This is a genomic window from Nocardiopsis terrae, from assembly GCF_014651695.1.
Lineage (GTDB): Bacteria > Actinomycetota > Actinomycetes > Streptosporangiales > Streptosporangiaceae > Nocardiopsis > Nocardiopsis terrae.
The window spans coordinates 506,580-530,457 of sequence record NZ_BMXJ01000004.1 but is presented as its reverse complement, the minus strand read 5'-3'; the positions used below and the strand labels follow the sequence as shown (position 1 = coordinate 530,457).

The window sequence follows — 23,878 nt, the reverse complement described above, 5'->3', positions numbered from 1 at the left end:
CGACCTGGATTGCCCGGAGGGCCGGCCAGGGCTCTGCAACCCGAGGTGAATGGCACGCCCCTCAGGGGCCTGGGCTGTGCGGTTCACCCGGAGAAGCTCCGTACCCTCGATCTCAGGGAGTGCGAGGGCGTCACGGACCTGTCTCCGCCGTCCTCCCCGAGAGCTCTTCGGCCACTCTGCTCGGGACGGGACCCGATCTCGCCCCGCTCGCCGGGCTCAGGGACCTCATCCTTCGCATCCGACCGGGACAGGACGTGCGCAACCGCGAGGCCTTCCCCGGAAGGATTCCGGAGCTTCGCCTGACTCCGCGCACCCCTCGGGGGGCTCCCGTCGCCCTCCTCCGGGAGGATCCGGTCACCCCCTGACCGGAGGAGTGCTGGCCCCCTGAACCGACGGATTGTGGCAAACCTCGCGCGAAACGGCGGTCCGGCGGTGCGGTGCGGGGCACTTTTTGTGGAGATCCCACAAAGCAGCGGCTCCGGCGTGAGCAATTCGGGACATTGGTGTACCTGGAGGTAATCCAGCAAGCTGGATACCAGGCCAGGCGGCGCTCCGGGACCCGGACGTCGCCTTCTGTGTGTTGGTACTTGGGAGGGCATCCGGTGTTCAGTCGTGTCGCCATCGTCAACCGTGGGGAAGCCGCGATGCGGCTCATCCACGCCGTCCGGGACCTCTCGGCGGAAACAGGGACGCGGATCGAGACGGTCGCCCTCTACACCGACGCCGATCGCAACGCGACCTTCGTCCGTGAGGCCGACGTCTCCTACGACCTGGGACCGGCCTCCGCACGCCCCTACCTGGACCTCGCCGTCCTGGAACGGGCCCTGCTGGAGACCGGGGCCGACGCCGCCTGGGTCGGCTGGGGCTTCGTCGCCGAGGACCCGGCCTTCGCCGAGCTGTGCGAGAAGATCGGCGTCACCTTCGTCGGCCCGAGCGCCGAGGCGATGCGCAAACTCGGTGACAAGATCGGCTCGAAGCTGATCGCCGAGGAGGTCGGCGTCCCCGTCGCGCCGTGGAGCCGCGGCGAGGTCTCCACCCTCGAGGACGCCCTGCGCGCCGGGGACGAGATCGGCTACCCGCTGATGCTCAAGGCCTCCGCGGGCGGCGGCGGCCGGGGCATCCGGATGGTCGCCTCCGCCGAGGACCTGACCGAGGCCTACGAGCGCACCAGCCAGGAGGCGCTGCGCGCCTTCGGCTCCGGCGTGGTCTTCCTGGAACGCCTGGTCACCGGCGCCCGGCACGTCGAGGTGCAGGTCATCGCCGACGGGCAGGGCACCGCCTGGGCGCTGGGCGTCCGGGACTGCTCGGTGCAGCGGCGCAACCAGAAGATCATCGAGGAGTCCGCCTCCCCGGTCCTGGAACCCGACCAGGCCGCCGAGCTCAAGACCTCGGCCGAGCGGCTGGCCGTGGCCGTCGGCTACCGCGGCGCCTGCACCGTCGAGTTCCTCTACCACCCCGGCGAGCGGCTCTTCGCGTTCCTGGAGGTCAACACCCGGCTCCAGGTCGAACACCCGATCACCGAACTCACCACCGGCACCGACCTGGTCCGCATGCAGCTGCACGTGGCCGGAGGCGGCAGGCTGGAGGGCACCCAGCCGGAGGAGTCCGGGCACGCCGTCGAGGCCCGCCTCAACGCCGAGGACCCCGACCGCGACTTCGCGCCCGCCCCGGGCCGCATCGCGCGGCTGAGCATGCCCGCCGGGCCCGGCATCCGGGTGGACACCGGGGTCCGCGAGGGCGACAGCATCCCCGCCGACTTCGACTCGATGATCGCGAAGATCATCGCCTACGGACGCGACCGCGAACAGGCCCTCGGCCGCCTGCGCCGCGCGATGGCCGAGACCACGGTGATCATCGAGGGCGGCGCCACCAACAAGAGCTTCGTGCTCGACCTGCTCGCCCAGCCCGAGGTGATCGACGGCAGCGCCGACACCGGCTGGATCGACCGGGTACGCGCCGAGGGCCGCCTGGTCACCCACCGCCACTCCGCCATCGCCCTGGCCGCGGCCGCGATCGAGGCCTACCAGGACGAGGAGGAGGCCAGCCGCCAGCAGCTGCTGTCCACCGCGCACGGCGGCCGCCCGCAGGTGCAGCACGACACCGTCCGCCCCCTGGACCTCAAGCTCCGCGGGGTCGGCTACCGGGTGAACGTGGCCCGGACCGGGCACGACCGGTTCCGCGTCGGCGTCTGCGGCGGCGGCGACGTGCACCCCGCCGACGTCGAGGTGGAGCGGTTCGACACCCACAGCGGCAACATCACCGTCAACGGTCGCCGGTTCCGGATGGTCTCGGCCACCCACGGGCCGATCCACCTGGTCGAGATCGACGGCGTCACGCACCGGATCAGCCGCGACGAGGGCGGCGTCGTCCGTTCGCCCGCGCCCGCCCTGGTGGTCGCCACACCGCTGGCGGTCGGCGACGAGGTCGAGTCGGGCGCCCCCATCCTGGTGCTGGAGAGCATGAAGATGGAGACGGTCCTGCGCGCCCCCTTCCGGGCCCGGGTCCGCGAGTGCCCGGTGGCGGTCGGCGGCCAGGTCGAGACCGGCGCACCGCTGATGCGGCTGGAGCCGCTGGCCGAGGAGGGCGCCGAGGACGCGCAGGCGGCCACCGAGGCCGTCGAGATCGAGCTGCCCGAACAGCCCCCGGCCGCCTCCGCCGCCGCGCGCGCCGAACAGGGCCTGCGGGACCTGCGCGGCCTGCTGCTCGGCTTCGACTACGACCCCGCCGAACGCGAGCGGGTGCTGTCGGACTACCTCGCCGCGCGCGCCGAACTCGGTTCGCGGCAGGTCGAGGGCGAACTGGACCTGCTCACCGTGTTCGCCGACCTGTCCGAACTGAGCCGCAACAAGCCGGGCGGCGCCCTGGAGAGCGCGCAGGACAGCCGGGTGCACAGCCCGCGCGAGTACTTCCACAGCTACCTGCAGAGCCTGGACGTGGAGCGCGCGGGCGTCACCGAGGGCTTCCAGACCAAGCTCACCCGGGTCCTCGCCCACCACGGCGTCACCGACCTCGACCGCACCCCGGAGCTGGAGGACGCGGTCTTCCGGATCTTCCTGGCCCAGCAGCGCATGGGCGCCTGCGTCACCATCGTCTCGGAGCTGCTGCGCCGGTGGCTGGCCGACGCACCGCCCCAGGAGTCGGTGGGCGAACGCGCCGGACTCGTCCTAGAACACCTGGTGGAGGCCACCCAGGTGCGCTTCCCCGCGGTGTCCGACCTGTCCCGGGGCGTGGTGTTCCGCTGGTTCACCCAGCCGCTGCTGCGCCGCAACCGCGCCAGGGTCTACGCGGCGGTCCGCGACGAACTGCGCCACCTCGACCGCGACCCGGACGCCCCGGACCGCGCCGAGCGGATCCAGACCATGGTCGCCAGCTCCGAACCGCTGGTCCGCCTGATCGGCCAGCGCATCGGCCGCCCCGGCAAGGACCACGCACCGCTGCTGGAGGTGCTGACCCGCCGCTACTACGGCAACCGCGGCCTGTCCGGGGTCACCACGCTCCGTGCCGCGGGCAGCCAGCTCGTCACCGCCGAGCACACCGGCGCCGGGGGCGCCACCCGGGTGGTCACCACCGCCGTGGACATCGCCGCCCTGCCCGAGGCCCTGGGAGCCGTCGCCGGACTCGCCGCCGACGCGCCCGAGGGCGGGCTGGTCGCCGACCTCTACCTCACCTGGGAAGGCCAGCCGGACGCCGACGCCATGGCGGTGCGGCTCGGTGAGCTCCTCGCGGAGCGCGTGCTGCCCGAGGGGGTGCGCCGGATCACCGCGACCGTCGCCGGTACCAGCGGTGCCGTCATGCACCACCACTTCACCTTCCGCCCGCAGGACGGGGGGCTGGCCGAGGACCGGCTGATCCGCGGCCTGCACCCGCAGATCGCCCAGCGGCTGCAGTTGGAGCGCCTGCGGGAGTTCGACCTCACCCGGCTGCCGTCCGCGGACGAGGAGGTCTACCTGTTCAAGGCCGTGGCGCGCAGCAACCCCGCCGACGAGCGGCTGTTCGCGATGGGCCAGGTCCGCGACCTGACGCCGCTGCGGGACGCCGAGGGCCGGCTGGTCGCGCTGCCCGCCGTGGAGGGCACGATCGCCGCCTGCCTGGACGCGATCCGCAACGTCCAGGCGCAGCGGCCGCACAACAAGCGGTTCGACACCAACCGGATCCTGATGTACGTGTGGCCGCCGGCCGAGCTGAGCATCGACGAGCTCAACGCCCTGGTCGAACGCATCCTGCCGACGACCGAAGGCGCCGGGCTGGAGGAGGTCCAGTTCGTGGCCCGCCAGCGCACCGACGAGGGCGAGCTCACCGAGACGGCCGTGCGGATCACCCTCGACCCGGGCAAGGGCGCGAGCGTGCACGTGGACCGGCCCTCGACCGAACCGGTCCAGCCGCTGGACGACTACCGGCAGAAGGTGCTGCGCGCCGCCCGCCGCGGAACCGTCTACCCGTACGAGCTGACCGGCATGCTCGCCGGGCCCGAGGGCACCTTCACCGAGCACGACCTCGACGAACACGGCGCGCTCGTCCCCGTGGACCGGCCCAGGGGCCGCAACACCGCCGCGATGGTGGCGGGCGTGGTCACGACCCCGACCGAGCGGCACCCCGAGGGCGTCACCCGGGTGGTGCTGCTCGGCGACCCGACCAAGGCGCTGGGCGCGCTGTCGGAGCCCGAGTGCACCCGGGTGATCGCCGCGATCGACCTGGCCGAGCGGATGCGGGTGCCGCTGGAGTGGTTCGCGCTCTCGGCGGGCGCACGGATCTCGATGACCTCGGGAACCGAGAACATGGACTGGGTGGCGGCCGCCCTCAAGCGGATCGTGGAGTTCACCCAGGACGGCGGCGAGATCAACATCGTGGTCGCGGGCATCACCGTCGGCGCCCAGCCGTACTGGAACGCCGAGGCGACGATGCTGATGCACACCAAGGGCATCCTGGTGATGACGCCGGACTCGACCATGGTGCTCACCGGCAAGCAGTCGCTGGACTTCTCCGGCGGCGTGTCGGCCGAGGACAACTTCGGTATCGGCGGCTACGACCGGGTGATGGGTCCGAACGGCCAGGCGCAGTACTGGGCGCCGAACCTGCCGGCCGCCCGCGACGTGCTGATGGCGCACTACGACCACACCTACGTCGTGCCCGGCGAGGGCGCGCCGCGCAAGGCGGTCACCAGCGACGCGGACGAGCGGGACGTCTCCGACTTCCCGCACGCGATCGAGGGCAGCGACTTCACCACCGTCGGCGAGATCTTCTCCGCGGAGCACAACCCGGACCGCAAGAAGCCGTTCGACATCCGCACGGTGATGCGGGCCCTGTCCGACCAGGACCACCCGGTGCTGGAGCGCTGGGCGGGCATGGCCGACGCCGACACCTCGGCGGTGCAGGACGTGCACATCGGCGGCTGGCCGGTCTGCCTGATCGGTATCGAGTCGAAGTCGGTGCAGCGGCACGGGTTCCCGCCCACCGACGGGCCGGACACCTACACCGCGGGCACGCTGTTCCCGCGTTCGTCCAAGAAGACCGCGCGGGCGATCAACGCGGCTTCCGGCAACCGGCCGCTGGTGGTGCTGGCCAACCTGTCCGGGTTCGACGGCTCCCCGGAGTCGATGCGCAAGCTCCAGTTGGAGTACGGCGCGGAGATCGGCCGGGCGATCGTCAACTTCGACGGCCCGATCGTGTTCTGCGTGATCTCCCGCTACCACGGCGGCGCGTTCGTGGTGTTCTCCAAGGCGCTCAACCCGAACATGACGGTGCTGGCGCTGGAGGGCTCCTTCGCCTCGGTGCTCGGCGGCGCCCCGGCGGCGGCGGTGGTCTTCTCCGGTGAGGTGAACAAGCGCACCGCCACCGACCCGAGGGTCACCGAGCTGCAGACCCGGGTGTCGGAGGCCGGGGCCGGGGAGCGGGCCGAGCTCAGCGCCGAACTGTCCGAGGTGCAGTCCTCGGTCCGCGCGGAGAAGCTCGGCGAGGTCGCCGCGGAGTTCGACAGCGTGCACAGCATCCAGCGCGCGGTCGAGGTGGGTTCGGTGGACGCGATCATCAGCGCCGCCGAGCTGCGCCCGAGCATCATCGAGGCCATCGAGCGCGGTATGAAGCGCTAGGGAGCCGGACAACGCACGAACGGCCGGCCCTTCCGGGGCCGGCCGTTCGCGTGTCTTCGGGGACGCGGGGACCGTTAGGTTGGCCCGATGGGTTTCTCCTCGGTCACCGGACTGCTCCCCCTCCTCCTCGTCCTGCTGCCCGTGGTCGCGGTTCTGGTCCTGGTGGTGTTCCTGGTCCGCCTCGGCCCGGGACACGGCTGGCGCAGGGCGCTCTCCCGCGCCGTGCCCGACGTCCTGGTGTTCTTCTCCCTGGTGCCGGTGGTCGTCCTCACCCTGGTCAACCCGGGTGGTCCGCACGGCGTGGAGCTGGTCCCGTTCGCCGACATGTGGAGCACGGGGGTCAACTCGACCACCCTGTACCAGAACGGCGGGCACATCGCGCTGTTCGCCCCGTTCGGGGCCCTGCTGCCCCTGGCCTTCTCCGGGGCGTTCGCGTCCTTCTCCCGGGTGGCCCTGGCGGCCGCGGGGATCGCGGTCACCATCGAGGCCCTCCAGTACCTGAGCGAGGACAGCTGGGTGACGTCGACCGACGACGTCATCCTCAACGTTCTCGGCGCCCTGGCCGGGGCGGCGCTGACCTGGCTCTGGTGGGGTCCCGCCGGGGACCGGGCGGCGGCCCGGTCCGGACGGTCCTGAGGCCGCGGCGCCCCGGCGGTCCGGGTTCAGTGCACGACGTCGAAGACCTGCTTCTGGACGCCGTTGGAGTACACCGCGTGCTCGACCAGGTCCAGTTTGGTTGCGTCCTTGTCGGTGTCGCTGAACAGGCGCTTGCCCGCGCCCAGGAGCAGCGGGAAGACCAGCAGGTGGTAGCGGTCGACCAGCCCGGCGTCGGCGAGTGAACGACCGAGCGCGGCGCTGCCGTGCACGGAGATGGGCCCGCCCTCGGTCTCCTTGAGTTCGGCGACCTCGTCCAGGGTCCGCAGGACGGTGGCGGGCCAGCGCGGGTCGTCCTCGGTGAGCGTGGTGGAGACGACGTAGCGGGGCATGGCGTTGTACCCGGCGAACTCGGTCATGGAGGGCCACACGGGGGAGAAGGCCTCGTAGCTGCGCCGCCCCAGAAGGAGGGCGGTGGCCTCCTCCTGTTCGCGGCCCTTGATCTCGTAGGCCGCCTCGTCCATCTCGACGGCGTTGACGGTCCAGCCGGAGTTTCGGTACCCGGGTTCCCCGCCGGGAGCCTCCATGACTCCGTCGACGGACACGAACGCGGTGACGATCAGGGTGCGCATGCTCGGTTCCTCACTGCTCGGTTGCTCCTACATCCTCTCGACGAACGGCCCGGCCCGCGTTCGACACGTCGGGAGGTTCTTCTTCGTCCGGGGGCGCCGGCGGGCGGACCTGGGGGTGCGGTGCGCCGGAGCCCGCGCTTGGTATGACGGCGGCCTGAGGGGAAGCAGGTGCTCCTGCGGCTGAGTGCAAGCCGAAGACGACACGCACACCGCCCATACCCTGGACATCCACCTGCCGCGCCCTGGCTTGGCCGGGTAGTCGAACCACCGGGGCGGATCAGCCCCGTTCGGCAGTGTCACCCCGCAATCCGGCCGCGTGGCCAGCTCGCCCCGCTTTCAGGCGAACTTGGCCCGCCCTCACTCCGGCCGGCCTGACCGTCGTAGCCAGGCAGATCGGGCGAACTGTGGCTCACCCCATGTCCAGTTCTATGACCAGGGATTTTCTACTCCTGAGTAACATTGGTCACGCCGAGGTGGGACTGGTTGTTATTGAACCGCTTCATCATCCTGAGAAAATGGAAGTGATAAGGCCATTGATAATAGTTTGATCGGTAATGCGAAGAAGTATTTCAATTGTTCTCTTTTTGGCTCTGATTCTTCAGTTGGGAATGCAGTCGCCAGCGATGGCCGGGCTCCACTCGGGGCGCTCCAACGAAGAACTGATGGAGAGCTGCTACGACACCGGTTTCACCGCCAGGGCCCAATGTGCTGCTGGAACCACAAGGGCCGTCGTTGACACCGTCCTCGTCTACGGGTTCGTGCTGCACGTTTACAACGAGGCGGAGAACGAACAGTTCGACGTGATCGAGTCAGTGCAGCGCTTCGCGGACATGGGGCCGGCTGACCTCACTGAACACCTCAAGGACGAAGCGAACCTGGAAGAGTTCCAGCAGACCGTGCGCCAGGTCCGGGAGCTCATCGAACTCACCGCCCAGCTCGGCAAGGTGACCTATGAGGTCATGCAGATGGCGGGCCCGCTCCTGGACTTCGCGGAGGACGCGAACGACTTCCTCACTGGTCTCGACGGCACCCTTGAAGACGTCAACGCGGGCATCGCCGAGGCCAACAGGGGCCTCGATCAGATGAACTCGGCGATGGTCGAGGTCAACAGTGGCCTCTCCCAGATGAACGCCGGGATCGACCAGGCAAACGCGGCCATGGACCAGACCAACGCGGGGATCAAGGAGGCCAATGAGGGATTGGAGAAGCTCAACTCCGGTGCCTCGGGGATGGTCTCCGAGCTCGGTGGCCTCAGCGATCTCATCGAGGGCGAGCGTTCGGTCCCCGTGGATTTGAGTGACCTCGACCTGTCCGGGATGGACGACGTCTTCGGCCAGCGCGACCTCGACTCGATCTTCGCGTCCGCTGAGCAGCAGCGTCGTATGTCCCTGCTGCTCGATCTCACGCCCGGGGTGGGGGACGCCAAGGGCGTCTACGAGAGCATCACAGGAGACAACCCCGTCACAGGCGAGAACGTTTCCGGTATTGACCGGGCGCTCGGGGGTGTGGTCTTCCTCAGTACTCTCCGGTCGAGCTACAAGGGTGCCGACACGCTCATCAACATGGTCCGCTACCGCGAGGTGATGGGGGCCACGGAGAGCTCCAACGAAGTCATCGCGAGCCTCCGTGCGACCGGTGAACTCCCGTCCCAGTATGTGACACAGGCCGAAGCAGAGGCGGCTGGATGGGTTAAAGGCAAGGCTCTGAACAATCACGTTCCGGGCGGACAGGTCGGTGGGGATGTCTTTGAGAACAGGTATCAGGTGGTGCCGTCTTATCCCGGTCGCGTATGGTATGAGGCAGACGTTGGATTGAGTAATAAGATGAAGCGATCAAAGCAGCCCGGGACCCGCCTCCTGTATTCCAGTGATGGTCTGTTGTATGTCACGGCAGATCATTACGAGACCTCCCACTTCGTCGGAACCTACAAATAGAGTGCGAGCGTTCGCCGTTCGCTTTATGAGGAGAATGCGATGATCGTCGATCTGATCGAGGAGTGGGAGGACGAGGAGATCCGTCGCATCCTCGGCAACGCCTTGCGGGTGCCGTGGTCGGCCCGGGGAGACTGGCCCACCCTGGAACGCGCCGTCCTCGACGCCGGGCCCGTGCACGAGGTCGTGCACGTCGTTGGATGGGGTGGGCTGGTGAAGGACTGTCCCGAGGCCGCGGCGGGGATCTCCCATCTGCGGGACGCGGTGCTGCGGGCGTGGGACTCGGTGGTCTTCACCCTGAACGACTCGGCGGAGACCCTTGACGTGACGATCGCTCTCCACGGCGTGTCCTCGGCGCGCGGGCTCCAGCGCCTGCTGAAGCGGGAGTTGGGCTTTCCGGACATGTACGGGCACAACTGGGACGCGTTCTGGGACACGATCACCGGACTGGTGCAGTTGCCGGGAACCATCCGCTTCACCGGTTGGGCGCATCTGGTGCGGACTCTCCCTGACGACGCGGAGACCCTGCGGGAGTCGCTGGAGAGGTACGCGGCTAAGTCCTACCCGAGTCCCCCTCTCCACCTGGTGTTCGAGGACTGACAGGGAGGATGTGCGGTGGCTTCTCCGCTGGGCCTGAATCATGGGCCGGCGTGGGTCGCCAGGAGATTCGTCAGCTCGTTTCGGGGAGCCACCGCACGCGACCGGACAGCCGGACTGCACTCCCGTAAGAAATTGCTGAACCATGAGGTGTGATCAGTTCAGGAGAGTCGGGAGTCGTGATCCTGCCCGAGTCCTGGCAGGTGGATGCTGGCCAGAGCTAAGAATGCGGTGATTCGGACGCCTTGGCTGATGATATCCAGGTTGGTGAACACCCCTATTACTCCAGTTGTAGTTCCTGTTTGTCATGATTCGCGGGCTACTTGTCTGCGGTAGTGGCATGCGCGGGATCGCGTCTGGTGGACGCGTCTGAACACCGACCAAACCAGCGTGTGCTCCACATCCGGCGGGAGAACGAACAGGATGTGCAGCAGGGGGGCGATCTCGTTGCAGGTCAACGCCACCAACCCTTCCGGGACCGGATGGTCGCGGTTCTCCCGCAGGCGGCACACGGCCGTGAACGCGTAGGCGACCATGGCCAGCAGGCTCCACCGGTGCCAGGAGGTCCACGTCCGCACCTGGTGCTCGTCCGGCCCGGCCCTTGCCCTGTTGGAAGGACTCCTCCACCCGCCAGCGGCGCCCGGCCACCGCCACCAGGCGGGCCGGCGTCACCGGCCCGCGTTCGACACGTCGGGAGGTGCTTTTTCGTCCGGGGGCGCCGGCGGTCGGACCTGGGTGCGCGGTGGGCCGGAGCCCGCGCCTAGTATGACGGCGGCCTTTCGTGGCTGCCGACTAGGTGGGGTTGCTAAGAGTGAGAGCGAATAAAGATCGCGTAGTCCGGTTTCGGCGATGGTCTTCTGTTGCCTTTGCCTGTGTCGTATCTGCTTTTTTTGGAGTCCTGTTCATTGGGCTTGGAGGGGCGGTGGCCAATGCAAGTCAAATCTTTACGGATGGCGTTGTGGCATTGATTCTGCTGCTGCCGTTTGTGTCAGTTTTGATTTGGTTTATTTTCAAGCTCTGCGTTTTCTCTGGTGTGGATGTGGCTTTGGACAGGGTCACGGTTCGAAATTTTTCCACAGAGACTGACGTTGAGATCGGTTTAATTAAATCCGTCAGCTGGAGTGGTGGACTGCAGCTTGTATTGAAAAATGGCACCAGGATAAGGTCTGTTGCTTTCCCGGATTCTCTTTTTTCTCTTGCGTTGCAGTATAGGAATTTTAGGCGAGTTGCCAGGGCTATGGATGCTGAAATCAAGGATAGGTCTCGCAGGTTGGCTTCAGTTGATTCTACTGGGGTTCAGCAGTGGAGGCGGTGGGATCTGTCCTTGATGTTCTTTGCCGGACTCTGCTATTTCTCGTTGTTGTTGTTTTCCTGTTTTATTTTCTCGTAACGTTCCAGATTTTCCGGTGAGAGATCGCGCGGTTTTGAGTATCTGGAACTCACCTTTGTGTGGCCTGGCCAGGGTGTCGAATATGCTGATCCCGTGCTTGGCTGTGGTTGCGGAATAGAAGCGCACCGTGCAGAACTGTCTGGCCTGCCCAGGCTCGCGAACATCGGCGTATGTCTGCGGACCTCTTCCGGATCGAATAGATTCCCGAAGGGTGGGGGCGACGAAAGGCGCTCGCTACGGGGATTTTCGCCCTTGGGTCACAAAGCTCGGGCTGTCGGCTGCCCACCCAGTAGATGGCAGACAGGGCGCCGATGACCCCTCAGCTCACGGGGATGTTCTGGGGGCGGATATCGCGCGGCCCTCCTGTGTGGGCTCCGAGCTTGAACGTTCCACTCTGCCCTTGGTGCAGACGAGGGTGGGGGAGTTCGGGGTGGCGGTGTCGGTGAGGGTGGAGCCCCCGGCAGGCAGGAACTCGGTGCGCAGGCGTCCGTAGGTGGTGCGGCCGATGGCGACCAGGTCGAGGAAGTGGTCCCAGGCGGCGTTGGGGCGGTGACGGTGGGACCTTCGGGGTTTTGGTGCCCCCGAGCTCGGTCGCGCCTTCGCGGGCGGATCTGGCCTGTACGCAGTCTTGGGCGCTGGTGCTCGTGCTGGCCTTGACCCATCGCATGCGCTGTTTCCTGGGGAAGGGGTACCCCGGATATGGGGTGGGGTACCCGTTCGCGTCAGCGCTGGAGAGTGGTCAGGAGGTTGGCCCACTCGGTGCTCTGGAAGGCGAGGTGCCCGTGCTCGCGGTGCTTGGTGTCGCGGACCAGGACGTTTTTGCCTTCCGCCACCTCAACGCAGTCGCCGCCGTTGGTGCTGTAGCTGCTCTTGTGCCATGAGGTGTGAGCGGGGGTGCGTGGCGCGGACATCTCCGGGCCTCCTCATCGTTCGAGGGGGGCTTACTGGTTGTCTGGCAGGAGCCCGCGCATGAAGGAGAGGGTTTCGTCGGCCTTGAGGGCCTTGCCCAACAGGCTCCCGAACATCAGCGTATACCTGCGTACCTCTTCCGGGTCCTCCGGAACCAGACCGCTACCAGCTTGTTCCAGGTAGACCAGATCCGGGTCGGCTTGCTCGGGGAACTCGAGAAGGTTGAACTGTCCGTCCAGTCCGGGATGGGCACCATGGGAGAACGGCACCACGCGGATGGTCACGTTGGGGCGCTGGGCCAGGTCGATGAGGTGCTGGACCTGTCCACGCATCGTTTCGGGCCCGCCGACCTGGCGGCGCAGGACTGCCTCGTCCAGGATTGCGACGACCTGAAGCGGGGCGTCCTCGCGGGTGAGGAGTTCCTGGCGTGACAGGCGGACCAGGACCTTTTCGTCCACCATGTCCGGAGCCGAGGTGATGGCGGTCTGTTCGATGACGGCGCGGGCGTAGGCCTCGGTCTGCAGGATGCCGGGTACCACAGCGGTCTGGAAGGTGCGCACCACCGAGGCGGCGGCCTCCAGGCCGATGTAGCTGTCGAAACCGGGCTTGAGGGTCTGACGGTGCCGGTGCCACCAGCCGCGTTTGCGCGCGTGCTTGGCCATCTCGATGAGTTCTTCGCGTTCTGCCCCGTGGACGCCGTAGACGTCGAGGAGGATGGCCACGTCTCCGGGCTTGGGGCGGGTCATGCCGGTCTCGTAGCGCCACAGCGTGCTGTCGGTGCTCCCGATGCGTTCGGCGACCTCGGCTCTGGAGAGGCCTGAGTTGTCGCGCAGCCGGTTCAGTTCGGCCATGAGGCGTCGCTGGCGGGCGGTGGGGCTGAGACGTACGGCCATGCTGTCTGACCTCCCTTGATCTTCGTGAACCGTATCACTCAGCATGATTCGACAATCAATCTACGTAAACAGCATGACTTCTTTCTGCAGTATTGCAGTTTTAGTTTTGGCGGTCCATGCTTGGGGCGGAGGGCAGCAGAACAAGCTGTTGCCGTGTGGTTGGTGTGTTTGAGGAGGGCGTTGTGAGTGGTGGTCGGATACATGGGCCTCGGCGGCCTGGTGGTGGGGTGGGGTGGTCGTCCGCGGCGTGGTGCTACCTGGGTGGAACCTGCGCCGATGTGGCGCGGGCCCGGGCGTGGTTCGTGCGGGATCGGCGGCTCCGGGGCGGGCGCGGGTCCTGGGTGGAGCTGGTGGGCAGCGAGCTGGCCACCAATGCTGTGCGGCACACGGCGAGCAGTGAGAAGTACGGCCGGATGGGGCTCTCGTTGGAGTTCCTGGGGGAGAGGACCGTGCTGTTGGGGGTGCTGGACCAGGGGCCCAGGTTCGGCGGGCCGGTGCTCACGCCGCAGGTGGTGGACCGTCAGCCCGGGGAGCTGAACCCGGGCGGACGGGGCCTGTGGTTGGTGGATCGGATCGCGGACTTTTGGTGGTGGGAGGGTCAGCGGGGCCAGCCGCTGTTGCTGCGGGCGATCATCCGCCTGGACCGGGAGCCGGACCTGGGCGAGATCGGCCTGGACCTGGTCAGCTGAGGACACGGACACGGTTCGCGGACTGAGCGGGCGCGGCGGGAAGCGCAGTCCCGGGGGCGCACAAGTGCGACGCGCACCGGGGCCATTGACACCCGGGTGCCCCCGTGGAGCGCACCGGGACAAGAAGCAGTGTGCCCGGGCCGGTGCACCAATCACCGGCCCGGGCTGATCAACCACCTGAGAGAACAGGGGATTGACCATGCAGAACTCTACTCGCGGCCGCCACCGCAGGCCCCGGGAATCGATGACCGCACGCCTGTGGTGGGTGTTCGCCTCGGCTCTGGCCTGGGCCCTCGCCCAGGTGATCGGCGCCCCGACGGGGAGCGAGCCGAGGATCGCGCTGGCCCCGGCGCCTCGGCGGCTGGAGCTGTCCGGCAGGGCCCAGGGAGCGGGATCGGGGAGCGACTGGGTCCATCCCGACCGGGTGGCGGGCGCCCTGGTACGGCCCTACATGCTGCGGGAGTGAGCCGGGGCAGAACCCTGAATGCAGGGCACCGGGCCCACACGCGGGAGGCCGCCACGACAACGGGATCGTGGCGGCCTCCCTCCGCGTCCGAGCCCCGGCGGCTCCCCGCTCAGCCCTCGGCGGGCGGCTCCTCGCCCAGGTAGAAGGCGGTGGTCCGTTCCCGGGCGGCCTCGGCGTCCGCACGCGGGGTGCCGAGCTCCACGTTCGCCTCTGCCCAGGCCGCGCTGCTCCCGGAGATGAACCGGCGCCCCTCCTCCGTGGCCTCCCAGCCCTCGGCCTCCTGGGGCATCTGCGCCCCCGAGCGCAGGTGCTGCGCCAGGCCGAGGAAGGCCAGGTCCCAGCCCACCCCGGTCGCGCCCGGGCCGAACTGCTGCCAGAACTCCGACTCGGTGTCGGCGGGCGCGGTGTGCTTCAGCGTCAGCCGCGCCCCCTCGTCCTCCGGGTCCACCCGGACGGTGATCCAGCTCGTGTTGCCGCCGAACTCCCAGGTGGCGCTGAAGGAGTGGGGCGCCGTGCAGGCCTCGATCGTGCCGCCGGCGTTCCCCTCCACCTGGTACTCCCCGCCCAGGCGGAGGTCGCCCGTCACCGGGGCGAACCAGCGGCGGAGGCGCTCGGCCGAGGTGCACGCCTCCCACAGGTCCTCGACCGTGGTGTCGTAGCGCTGGCTGATCGAGGACACCATCGTCTGCTCCCCGTCGCGCTCCCCGGTCCTCAGCTCCCGGGACACGGCCCGGATCTGCCCGTCCACGTCGACGGCTGTGCTCTCGCTCATTGCTCCTCCTGGATGCGTCGTTGCCGCTTCCCCCGGGCGATCTCGGTCTCCAGTGCGGCCAGGCGCGGTCCCCAGAACCGGCGGAACGGGTCCAGCCACTCGTCCACCGGGCGCAGGGCCCGGGCGTTGACCGAGTACAGCCGCCGGGTGCCTTCGGCGCGCACGGTCGTGAACCCGTGTTCGCGCAGGACCCGCAGGTGCTGTGAGACGGCGGGCTGGCTGATCCCGAACTCCTCGCGGACCACCGCGGTCAGTTCGCCCGAACTGAGCTCGCCGTCGGCGAGGAGTTCCAGGAGGCGCCGCCTGACCGGGTCACCGAGAACGTCGAAGGCGTGCATGGCTCCACAATATCAATGAGGGCTTATATAAGCGAGGATGGATAGATGCTGTTGCGGCCCTGAACGAGGCGGAGCCCCGCGCACGGTGGTACGCGGGGCTCCGAAGGTAGGGCAGGGCCGGGAAACGGGTCAGCCGAGGACGACCGGCAGCCGGGAACGGCCGCTGGCGACGATCGAGGGCGCCTCGGGGACCTCCTCGCCCTCGGCCAGCCGGATGTCCGGGAACCGGGAGAACAGCGCCTCCAGGGCGGTGCTGCCCTCCAGCCGGGCCAGCCCCGCGCCCAGGCAGAAGTGCGGTCCGTGCGAGAAGGCCAGGTGCCCCTTCTGCTCCCGCTTCAGGTCGAAGACGTGGGCGTCCGAACCGTGCTGGCCCGGGTCCCGGCCGGCGGCGCCGAAGCCCACCAGCAGGGCCTCGCCCTTGGGCACGTGCACCCCGGCCAGGGTGAGGTCCTCGGCGGTGTAGCGCAGCGGCAGGTACTGGATGCTGGCGTCCCAGCGCAGCGTCTCCTCCACCACGTCCGCCCAGGACGCCTCGCCGCTCCGGACCAGCGCGAGCTGCTCCGGGTGGGTGAGCAGGGCGTGCGCGGCGTTGCCGATGAGGTTCATCGTGGTCTCGTAGCCGGCGCCGATCATCAGGATGAGGGTCCACACGAGTTCGCTCTGCGAGAGCCTCTCGTCGCCCTCGGCGCGTGCCGCCAACAGGGCGCTGGTCAGGTCGTCGCCGGGGTTCTTCGCCTTCTCCTCGGCCAGGGAGCCCAGGAAGGTCTGCATGTCGGCGTTGGTCTGGGCCGCCACCTCCGGGGTGGTGGTCGCGTCGAAGACCCGGTTGATCAGCGTGTGCAGGGCGTCGCGGTGCTCGGGGGCCACCCCGAACAGCTCGGAGATCACCGTCATCGGCAGGGGCAGCGCCAGCGCCGCCTTGAGGTCGACCGGCCCGGGCCCCGCAGCCTCGGCGGCGTCCAGCAGCTCCGCGGTGATCTCCTGCACGCGCGGGCGCAGGACCTCCACCCGGCGGGGCGTGAACGCCTGGGACACCAGGGTGCGCAGGCGGCGGTGCCGGTCCCCGTCCGCGGTGAGCATGTTGTCCGGGGCGACCCAGGAGATGAGCGGCCAGTCCATCGGGATCTCGCCCTGGGCCCAGGGGCGCCAGTGGCGCGCCTCCTTGCGCACGTCGGGGTGGGCGAGGGCCTCCATGATCACGTCGTGTCCGGTCAGCGCCCGAACAACCACGCCACCAGTGATTTCAACTTCGACGACGGGGCCTCGGCCGCGGAGCCCGGCTGTCTGCCGGTGGAGGTCGTAGGGGTGGAGGACGGGGATGTCTGCTGCCATGGCGGCGTGCTGCCTTTCGGGGAGTCGGGGGTGAAGGTGACCGGGAGCTGGGCCAGTGCCAGGGCGAAGGGGGCGGGGCGCCACTGGAGGGTGTCCTGGGTCGTCCGCAGGCCGGGGAGCCGCTTGGTCAGGGTCTCGACCCCGACCTGGGCGATGGCGTAGGCGAACCCCTGGGCCGGGCAGCGGTGCGGGCCCACCCCGAACGCCAGGTGGGCGCGGTTGCCCTGTTCGAGGTCCGGGCCGCCCCCGGACATGGCGGCGTGCGCGGCCGCGTAACCGAGCAGGATCGGCTCACCCGCCCTGATCAGGGTGCCGGAGCTGGTCCGCACGTCCTTCACCGGGTACAGGACGGGGTAGTTGTTCACCGGGGGGTCGCGCCAGAGCACCTGGTCGATCGCCTCGCTGACCCCCACCCGGGCGCCCCGGAACGCCTGGCGGACCTCGTCGTCCACCAGGAGCGTGCGCGCGGTGCCGGAGATGAGGTTGGCGGTGGGCTCGGCCCCGGCCCCGATCGTCACGACGAGCTGGGCCAGCAGCTCCTCGTCGGTCAGGCCCGCACGGTGCTGGAGCATCCAGGAGGTGATGTCGTCCCCGGGCGCGGCGTGCTTGGCGGAGATCGCGTCGGACAGGGCGCGCTCGTACTCGCTGTTGGCCTTGGCGGCGTCGACGCCGTCCCACAGGTCGCTGAGGGAGTTCAGCACGCGCTGGCCGACGTCGGGGGAGAAGCCGAAGAGGTCGCACAGCACCAGCAGCGGCAGCAGGCGCGCGTACTCGGAGACGAGTTCGGCGCGGCCCCGCGTGCAGAAGGCGTCGATGAGGGTGTCGGCGTGCTGGCGGGTGATGTCCCCGACCCGGCTCTCGGGGACCCGGCCCAGCGAGTCGACCACGGCGCGCTTGAGGCGGGCGTGCTCGTCGCCGTCGGCGTACAGGAGGTTGGGGCGGTAGCCCATCATCGCCAGTGCCGGGGCGTCGTCGGGTATTCGGCCCTCGCGCCAGTCGAGCCACAGGCGCGAGTCGCGGCGGAAGGTGCGGGTGTCCCGGCACCAGGCGGTGATCAACGTGTAGTCGGCGACCACCCAGGCCCTGATCCCCGGGAAGATCTCGGCGGGGAAGACGGGTCCGTGGTCTCGGACCATCTGCTGGTTGACCGCGTGCGGGTCGGCCTGGAAGTCAGCGGAGTGGAGTTCGGCGTACGGGCAGCGGGGGGCCACGGGCATCCTGTCATGGGGAGGTTGCGGGGCGCTCAGTCTAGTGACACACGAAGGGTTTCCGACACCTGGGGCCACACCTGAAACTCCTGTCCCGTAGGGCTTCCCGGGCCCCGGAGTCGGCGCCGGGGCGCTGTCCGGGCCGTGCCCCGGGCACGGAGCAGGCCGCTGACCTGTGCGGGCGTGCGGACAGGGCGGTTGCGGGCCTCGCCCGGCCGCGGGGCCGCCGCGGTCAGGTGCGGGGCGGCGGGCTCAGGGCGACGGCGCCGGGAAGGGCGTCGAAGGCGGCCACCAGCTCGGCGACCAGCGTCTCGCCGTCCCCGGCCCGTTCCGCGGTCCGCCAGTTCTTGCTGCCTTGACATCCTCCCCACCGTGAACCGGCGGGGATTCCGACTTGCCCTTACGGGCGAGTGGTGCTGCGCACCTCGCGGTGACAGCCGGTTCCTGTTTCATCGGCCGGTGCCGGAAAGTGAGTTGACCGGTCTTACCTGGCCTCCGCAGGCATTTCATGTCTCCGCCTGCCCGGCGGTGACACAGCGACAGGGTTGGTTGTCCCCCGTCGCCAACACAGCATGTACAGAGATATGAGCGCAACGTGCAAATCGGATCCGATTCACCTCCGGCCTGAAGGCCGGAGCACTCTCGGACAAGACAGGTAGCGCACGGCGGAGAGCGTCCTGTCCGCGGCCAGGCGCAGTCGCACGTCCTGGCGGCCGTCGGCCCCGAACGCCTCCTCCAGCGCCTCGGTGATCCGTGCCCGCAGACGGTCGGTGGCGTCCGTGTGCTGGTCGCGCAGCGCGGGGGTCCTGGCCGCCAGTCCCCGGGTGGCGAGGTAGCGCCCGGTCCAGTCCCCGGGCATCTCCCGCACCGAACGGACGTAGCGGTCCCGTAGCTGGGTCAGGACCGGTGTGCCGGGGCGAACCCGGTCAGCCGCCGGGCGTAGTCCTCCCACAGTTTGCCCTCCGCGGCCATGGCGACCTCCTCCTTGGAGGAGTAGCGCGGTCCGGACGCCGTCTCGGCGTCTGATCGAGTCGTCGCCCCGCCGATGCTCGGCACCGTTCGATGACCGGGACGGCTGCGGTGGCGGTCCGGTAGTGCACCTCGCACCATGTGGGGCTCGAACTGGTGCAGATCGCCACTGGTCGCTTGAGCTCCCATGCTTCACGATGGTGGAGTCCGTACGCCGTCGCCTGGAGTCGCCATGTCCTCTGCCCCGTCCTCCCCGGATCCAGCCGCAGCCGAGCACCTCGACGTCCTGATCGTCGGCGCCGGGATCTCCGGGATCGGAGCCGGTCGCTACCTCAAGGCCGAACTCTCCTCGAAGTCCTTCGCGATCCTGGAGGCGCGGGCGGCCTCCGGCGGCACCTGGGACCTGTTCCGCTACCCGGGCATCCGGTCCGACTCGGACCTGCACACCTTCGGATACGAGTTCAAGCCGTGGCGGGACGAGGAGTCCATCGCCTCGGCGCCGCGGATCCTGGACTATCTGCGCGAGACCGTGGCCGAGAACGGCCTGGACCGCCACATCCGGTACCACCACAAGGTGGTCTCGGTGTCCTGGTCGAGTGAGCAGGCGCGGTGGACCGTCCTGACCGAGCGCACCGACAGCGGCGAGCAGGCGACGCTGACCTGCTCGTGGCTGTTCGCGGCCGGCGGCTACTACCGCTACGACCAGGGGTTCACCCCGGACTTCGAGGGCCGGGAACGCTTCCGCGGCACGATCGTGCACCCGCAGCACTGGCCCGAGGACCTCGACTACGCGGGCAAGCGCGTGGTGGTCATCGGCAGCGGCGCCACCGCCGTCACCCTGCTGCCCGCGATGGCCGAGACCACCGCGCACGTGACGATGTTGCAGCGCACCCCCTCCTACATCATGGCGGTGCCCAAGAAGGACGCCGTCGCCAACACCCTGCGCAGGCTCTTCGGGCCGGAGCGCGCCTACGCGCTGACCCGGCGCAAGAACATCGCCCAGCAGCGCCTCATCTGGTCCCTGTGCCAGCGCTACCCCAAGGCCGCGCGCCGGTTCATCCGGTGGGCCAACACCAGGCAGCTGCCCGAGGGTTATCCGGTCGACGAGCACTTCAATCCGCCCTACGACCCCTGGGACCAGCGCCTGTGCGCGGTGCCCGACGGGGACCTGTTCAAGGCCATCCGGGAGGGGAGGGCCTCGGTCGTCACCGACCGGATCAGCACGTTCACCGAGAACGGGGTGCTCCTCGAATCCGGCCGCGAGCTGGCGGCCGACGTCATCGTCACCGCCACCGGCCTGAACGTGCAGGCGTTCGGCGGGATCGGGATCACCGTGGACGGCGAGCAGGTCCGCCTGCCCGAGACCGTCGCCTACAAGGGCATGATGCTCTCCGGGGTGCCCAACCTGGCCTTCTCGATCGGCTACACCAACAGCTCCTGGACGCTGAAGGTCGGCCTGCTGTGCGAGCACTTCTGCCGCCTGTTGGCGCACATGGACGCCCACGGCCACGACGTGGCCCGCCCCGAGGTCTCCGACCCGGCGATGCCGACCCGGCCCCTCCTCGACTTCGACGCGGGCTACGTCAAGCGGGCGATCGACCAGCTGCCCCGCCAGGGAGACCGGATGCCGTGGCTGACCTCGATGGACTACCGCTCGGACGTCAAACTGCTGCGCGCCGACAGCGTCCTTGACCCGGAACTGCACTTCAGCCGGGCCGGGGCCGCGCACACCGACTCCGCGCACACCGGGACGGCGGCCACCCGATGAGCGCCGAGCACACCGAGAGCCCCGAGCACACCGAGAACGAAGCCGCTGACCCGGGGCCCGCGCCCGCGCCCGCGGAGGCGTCCGGTGACCGGTTCGCGGACCTGCCCGGCGGGATCCGGATCTGTTACCGCGTCGACGGCCCCGCGGACGGGACCCCGCTCCTGCTCGTCGCGGGCCTGGCCCTGGACCTGACCTCCTGGCCCCAGCGCATGGTTCAGGGGTTCGTGGACCGCGGGTTCCGGGTGATCCGGTTCGACAACCGCGACGCGGGCCGCTCCACCCGGATGGCCGCACCGCCGCCGGGGCGGCTGCGTCAGCTGCTGGCCCGGCCCCGGACGGACGCCTACGACCTCGCCGACATGGCCGCCGACACCCGCGGCCTCCTCGACCACCTCGGCGTCGACCGCGTCCACCTGGTCGGCATGTCCATGGGCGGCATGATCGCGCAGACCCTCGCTGCCCGGCATCCCGACCGTGCAGCCACCCTGACCTCGATCTTCTCCACCACGGGTAACCGCAGGGTGGGCCAGCCCGCGACCTCGACCCTGATCCGGATGGCCAGGCCCGCGGCCCGCACCGCCGAGGAGTCGGTGGAACGGCACCTGTCCCTGCTCGCGCACATCGGGTCCGCGGTCCACCCGCCCGACGAGCAGCTGGAGCGTACCTGGGCGCGCGCCGTCTGGGACCGCCGCGGCGGCCCCCGCAGCGGCGCGGAGGTGGCCCGCCAGGTCGGCGCCATCCAGGCGTCCGGCGACCGCACCGCACAGGTGCGCCGGATCACCGTGCCCACGCTGGTCGTCCACGGGGACACCGACCCCATGGTCCACCCCAGCGGAGGCCGCGCCACGGCCCGGGCGATCCCCGGGGCCCGGCACGTCCTCGTCCCGGGCATGCGCCACCACCTGGCCCCCGGGGTCCTCGACCATCTGGTCGACCTCACCACCGGCCTCGCCCGCACAGAGCGGGTCAAGAGCGAGAGCCGCGAGAGCTGAGCTCGCGGTACCTCTCCGTTGGCCGCTGAACGATCCCCGAACAACCCCCTTCCCCGTCTTCCCCCGTCGAAGGAAACCCCGCCATGAAGAACCTCGCCGACAAGGTCGCCGCGGTCACCGGAGCCGGATCCGGGATCGGGCGCGGACTCGCGCTGGCCCTTGCCGCCCAGGGCTGTCACCTCGCCCTCTCCGACGTGGACGGGGCGGGCCTGAAGAAGACCGCCGCCCTGCTCGCCGACTCCGGGGTCACCACCACGACCACCGTGCTCGACGTCGCCGACGAGGCGGGCGTGTACGCCTGGGCCGACCGGGTCGTCGCCGACCACGGCCGGGTCGACCTCGTCTTCAACAACGCCGGGGTGGCCCTGTCCGGCACCGTCGGCGGGATCGGCCTGGACAGCTACCGCTGGATCATGGACATCAACTTCTGGGGCGTGGTCTACGGGACCAAGGCCTTCCTGCCCCACCTGGAGGCCTCGGGGGAAGGGCACGTCGTCAACACCTCCAGCGTCTTCGGGCTGAGCGCCCAACCCCTGATGAGCGGGTACAACGCCAGCAAGTTCGCGGTGCGCGGGTTCACCGAGTCCCTGCGCCAGGACCTGAAGGCGGCGGGCTCGGCGGTCTCGGCGACCTGCGTGCACCCGGGCGGGATCAGGACCAACATCGCCAGGACGGCCCGCCACGACGACAGCGTCCGCGAACTCACCGGCAGGAGCGGTGAGGAGGCCGGGCAGGAGTTCGAGAAGCTCTTCATCACCTCGCCGGAGAAGGCGGCCGCGGCCATCCTGCGCGGGGTGCGCCGGGACCGGCCCCGCGTGCTCATCGGCGCCGACGCCCGTCTCCTCGACGCCCTCGTCCGCGTCCTGCCCACCGGCTACCAGCGCGTCTTCACCGCCGCGGTGCGCTCGCGCCGTAGCAGGGGCTGAACGGCATGGGCGGGTCATCATGGCCAAAACGCCTCATCCGAGCTGCCTGGGAGGTATAAAATCCACCGGTGAGACACGACTGGGAACCACCCTCACCACGGGCGCGTGAAGTCATCCGCAAGGGTGCCGAACAGGCGCTGGACCCTCGGGAAGAATGGCTCGACGAGCTGTTCGACGCGGTCCGGCACGCCAGCGGCACGTCCCCCGCGCACGTGGACCCGGTGCTGGAGGACGGCGCCCGCCGGGCCAACCTCTCCAACCTCCTGCACTGGGCCGCCGCCAACATCCAGCGTCCGGGGGCCCGGGTCAGCGCCAACCTGAGCCCCGAGCTGCTGGAGTCCGTCCGGGACATGGTCCGCCGCGACCTGGACGAGAAGGCCCTCGACATCTGGCGGCTGGGCCAGAACGTCGCCTGGCGCCGCTGGATGGAGATCTGCTTCGGCCTCACCTCCGACGCCGAGGTCCTGCACGAGGTGCTCGCCCTCACCTCGCGGTCGATCTACACCTTCATCGACGACACCATCGACGCCGTCAGCGAGGTCATGCGCCAGGAGCGGCGGGAACTCGGCCAGGGCACCCACTCCGAACGGCTGACCACCGTGTCCCTGATCCTCGAAGGCGCACCGGTCTCCCGTTCCAGCGCCGAACAACGCCTGGGCTACCACCTGACCGGCAGCCACCTGGCCGCCATCATCTGGGGAAACGACGTCACCGGCGACCAGCTCGAACAGGCCGCCGAGCTGGTCCTGGCCGCCGCCGGAACACCGCGGCGCCTCACCGTGCCGGCCACCGGTTCGTCGATGTGGCTGTGGCTCCCGGTCTCCACCGCGCCGCGCACCGAGGACCTGGAGTCGGGGCTCGCCGCCGTCCCCGCGGTCCGGGTCGCCCTCGGCCGCCCGCGGGCGGACCTGGACGGTTTCCGGCAGAGCCACCTGGAGGCCGCGGCCGTCCAACGCATGATGGCCCGCCTGAGTACCTCCCGCCGTGCGGGCGGTTACACGGACGCCCAGTTGGTGGCGCTGCTCAGCCAGGACGTCGGCCGGGCGGACGAGTTCGTCGCGGACACCCTCGGCGAGCTGGCACGCGCCGACCCCGTCCTGCACCTGACCCTGCGCACCTACCTCGACCAGCAGTGCAACGCCGCCCGGGTGGCCGAGCGCCTGTACACCCACCGCAACACCGTGGTCCGGCGGCTCGCCCGCTGCGACGAGCTGCTGCCGCGTCCGCTCGCCCACGACCCGGTCAGCGTCGGCGCGGCCCTGCACCTGCTGTCCTGGAGCGGCCCGAAGGAGTGATGGCCCGGGGCTGCGCGGGGCCCGGTAGAAACGGGCTTGGCGGAACACGGGTACGGATCGCGGTTGAGATCCCAGCGCGGCGGGACGCGCA

Annotated in this window: 20 protein-coding genes and 1 pseudogene; 11 read left to right on the top strand and 10 right to left on the bottom strand. The window is 69.6% G+C overall.

Translation table 11 applies throughout. The annotated features are described in order from the left end of the window. Positions 1-602: 602 nt before the first annotated feature. On the top strand, positions 603-6,086 hold the full coding sequence (locus IE195_RS13765; protein ID WP_191271326.1) for an ATP-binding protein: 5,484 nt from the start codon (positions 603-605) through the stop codon (positions 6,084-6,086). An 87-nt stretch (positions 6,087-6,173) separates the two neighbouring features. Then, complete coding sequence (locus tag IE195_RS13760) at positions 6,174-6,722, top strand: VanZ family protein (protein WP_191271324.1); 549 nt, start codon at positions 6,174-6,176, stop codon at positions 6,720-6,722. Positions 6,723-6,748: 26 nt separating this feature from the next. Here IE195_RS13760 and IE195_RS13755 read toward each other — a convergent pair whose 3' ends face one another. Continuing rightward, positions 6,749-7,312, bottom strand: a complete 564-nt coding sequence (locus IE195_RS13755; RefSeq protein ID WP_191271322.1) for a dihydrofolate reductase family protein — start codon at positions 7,310-7,312, stop codon at positions 6,749-6,751. Between the two features lie 584 nt (positions 7,313-7,896). Between IE195_RS13755 and IE195_RS13750 the strand changes: the two genes are divergently transcribed. Together IE195_RS13750 and IE195_RS13745 are read left to right on the top strand one after the other, a co-directional pair. Further along, positions 7,897-9,246 carry a pre-toxin TG domain-containing protein gene (locus tag IE195_RS13750; RefSeq protein WP_229826201.1) on the top strand — a complete coding sequence of 450 codons (1,350 nt, stop codon included), beginning with the start codon at positions 7,897-7,899 and terminating at the stop codon, positions 9,244-9,246. Positions 9,247-9,285: 39 nt separating this feature from the next. Further along, on the top strand, positions 9,286-9,843 hold the full coding sequence (locus tag IE195_RS13745) for a barstar family protein (protein ID WP_191271318.1): 558 nt from the start codon (positions 9,286-9,288) through the stop codon (positions 9,841-9,843). A 302-nt stretch (positions 9,844-10,145) separates the two neighbouring features. Here the strand turns inward: IE195_RS13745 and IE195_RS13740 are convergent. After that, positions 10,146-10,515, bottom strand: a pseudogene (locus tag IE195_RS13740) (IS701 family transposase); the annotation flags it as partial. A gap of 247 nt (positions 10,516-10,762) precedes the next feature. Here IE195_RS13740 and IE195_RS13735 point away from each other — a divergent pair. Continuing rightward, positions 10,763-11,230, top strand: a complete 468-nt coding sequence (locus tag IE195_RS13735) for a hypothetical protein (protein WP_191271316.1) — start codon at positions 10,763-10,765, stop codon at positions 11,228-11,230. 722 nt (positions 11,231-11,952) lie between these two features. Here IE195_RS13735 and IE195_RS13730 read toward each other — a convergent pair. After that, entirely contained in the window at positions 11,953-12,141 is a 189-nt protein-coding gene (locus tag IE195_RS13730; protein ID WP_191271314.1) for a DUF397 domain-containing protein, read from the bottom strand. Positions 12,142-12,171: 30 nt separating this feature from the next. Then, positions 12,172-13,032, bottom strand: coding sequence for a helix-turn-helix domain-containing protein (locus IE195_RS13725; RefSeq protein ID WP_225942390.1), 861 nt, complete (start codon positions 13,030-13,032; stop codon positions 12,172-12,174). Between the two features lie 227 nt (positions 13,033-13,259). Between IE195_RS13725 and IE195_RS13720 the strand changes: the two genes are divergently transcribed. Together IE195_RS13720 and IE195_RS13715 are read left to right on the top strand one after the other, a co-directional pair. Beyond that, positions 13,260-13,721: an ATP-binding protein gene (locus IE195_RS13720; protein ID WP_308428428.1), complete on the top strand. Its 462-nt coding sequence runs from the start codon at positions 13,260-13,262 to the stop codon at positions 13,719-13,721. A gap of 199 nt (positions 13,722-13,920) precedes the next feature. Continuing rightward, positions 13,921-14,187: a hypothetical protein gene (locus tag IE195_RS13715; protein ID WP_225942391.1), complete on the top strand. Its 267-nt coding sequence runs from the start codon at positions 13,921-13,923 to the stop codon at positions 14,185-14,187. A gap of 109 nt (positions 14,188-14,296) precedes the next feature. On the opposite strand, the gene IE195_RS13710 is transcribed toward IE195_RS13715, so the two are convergent. The 6 genes from IE195_RS13710 to IE195_RS26230 form a co-directional block, all read right to left on the bottom strand. Beyond that, complete coding sequence (locus IE195_RS13710; RefSeq protein ID WP_191271310.1) at positions 14,297-14,959, bottom strand: SRPBCC family protein; 663 nt, start codon at positions 14,957-14,959, stop codon at positions 14,297-14,299. Then, positions 14,956-15,297 carry an ArsR/SmtB family transcription factor gene (locus IE195_RS13705; RefSeq protein WP_191271308.1) on the bottom strand — a complete coding sequence of 114 codons (342 nt, stop codon included), beginning with the start codon at positions 15,295-15,297 and terminating at the stop codon, positions 14,956-14,958. The genes IE195_RS13710 and IE195_RS13705 overlap by 4 nt, the downstream gene beginning before the upstream one ends. 129 nt (positions 15,298-15,426) lie before the next feature. Beyond that, positions 15,427-16,527, bottom strand: coding sequence for a cytochrome P450 family protein (locus IE195_RS13700; RefSeq protein ID WP_191271306.1), 1,101 nt, complete (start codon positions 16,525-16,527; stop codon positions 15,427-15,429). Next, positions 16,509-17,840, bottom strand: coding sequence for a cytochrome P450 family protein (locus tag IE195_RS13695; protein ID WP_191271607.1), 1,332 nt, complete (start codon positions 17,838-17,840; stop codon positions 16,509-16,511). The genes IE195_RS13700 and IE195_RS13695 overlap by 19 nt, the downstream gene beginning before the upstream one ends. 610 nt (positions 17,841-18,450) lie before the next feature. After that, on the bottom strand, positions 18,451-18,705 hold the full coding sequence (locus tag IE195_RS13690; protein ID WP_191271304.1) for a hypothetical protein: 255 nt from the start codon (positions 18,703-18,705) through the stop codon (positions 18,451-18,453). Positions 18,706-18,734: 29 nt separating this feature from the next. Continuing rightward, positions 18,735-18,893: a hypothetical protein gene (locus tag IE195_RS26230; protein ID WP_229826199.1), complete on the bottom strand. Its 159-nt coding sequence runs from the start codon at positions 18,891-18,893 to the stop codon at positions 18,735-18,737. Between the two features lie 145 nt (positions 18,894-19,038). Between IE195_RS26230 and IE195_RS13680 the strand changes: the two genes are divergently transcribed. The 4 genes from IE195_RS13680 to IE195_RS13665 all read left to right on the top strand — a co-directional run bounded on the left by IE195_RS13680 (position 19,039) and on the right by IE195_RS13665 (position 23,787). Then, positions 19,039-20,574, top strand: coding sequence for a flavin-containing monooxygenase (locus IE195_RS13680; RefSeq protein WP_191271300.1), 1,536 nt, complete (start codon positions 19,039-19,041; stop codon positions 20,572-20,574). Next, a complete protein-coding gene (locus IE195_RS13675) occupies positions 20,571-21,566 on the top strand; it encodes an alpha/beta fold hydrolase (RefSeq protein WP_225942393.1) in 996 nt (331 codons plus the stop codon). The genes IE195_RS13680 and IE195_RS13675 overlap by 4 nt, the downstream gene beginning before the upstream one ends. An 83-nt stretch (positions 21,567-21,649) precedes the next feature. Then, positions 21,650-22,492 (top strand): SDR family NAD(P)-dependent oxidoreductase, encoded by an 843-nt coding sequence (locus IE195_RS13670; RefSeq protein WP_191271298.1) that lies wholly within the window; start codon positions 21,650-21,652, stop codon positions 22,490-22,492. A 68-nt stretch (positions 22,493-22,560) separates the two neighbouring features. Next, on the top strand, positions 22,561-23,787 hold the full coding sequence (locus tag IE195_RS13665; RefSeq protein WP_191271296.1) for a PucR family transcriptional regulator: 1,227 nt from the start codon (positions 22,561-22,563) through the stop codon (positions 23,785-23,787). The last annotated feature ends 91 nt before the right edge of the window (positions 23,788-23,878 follow it).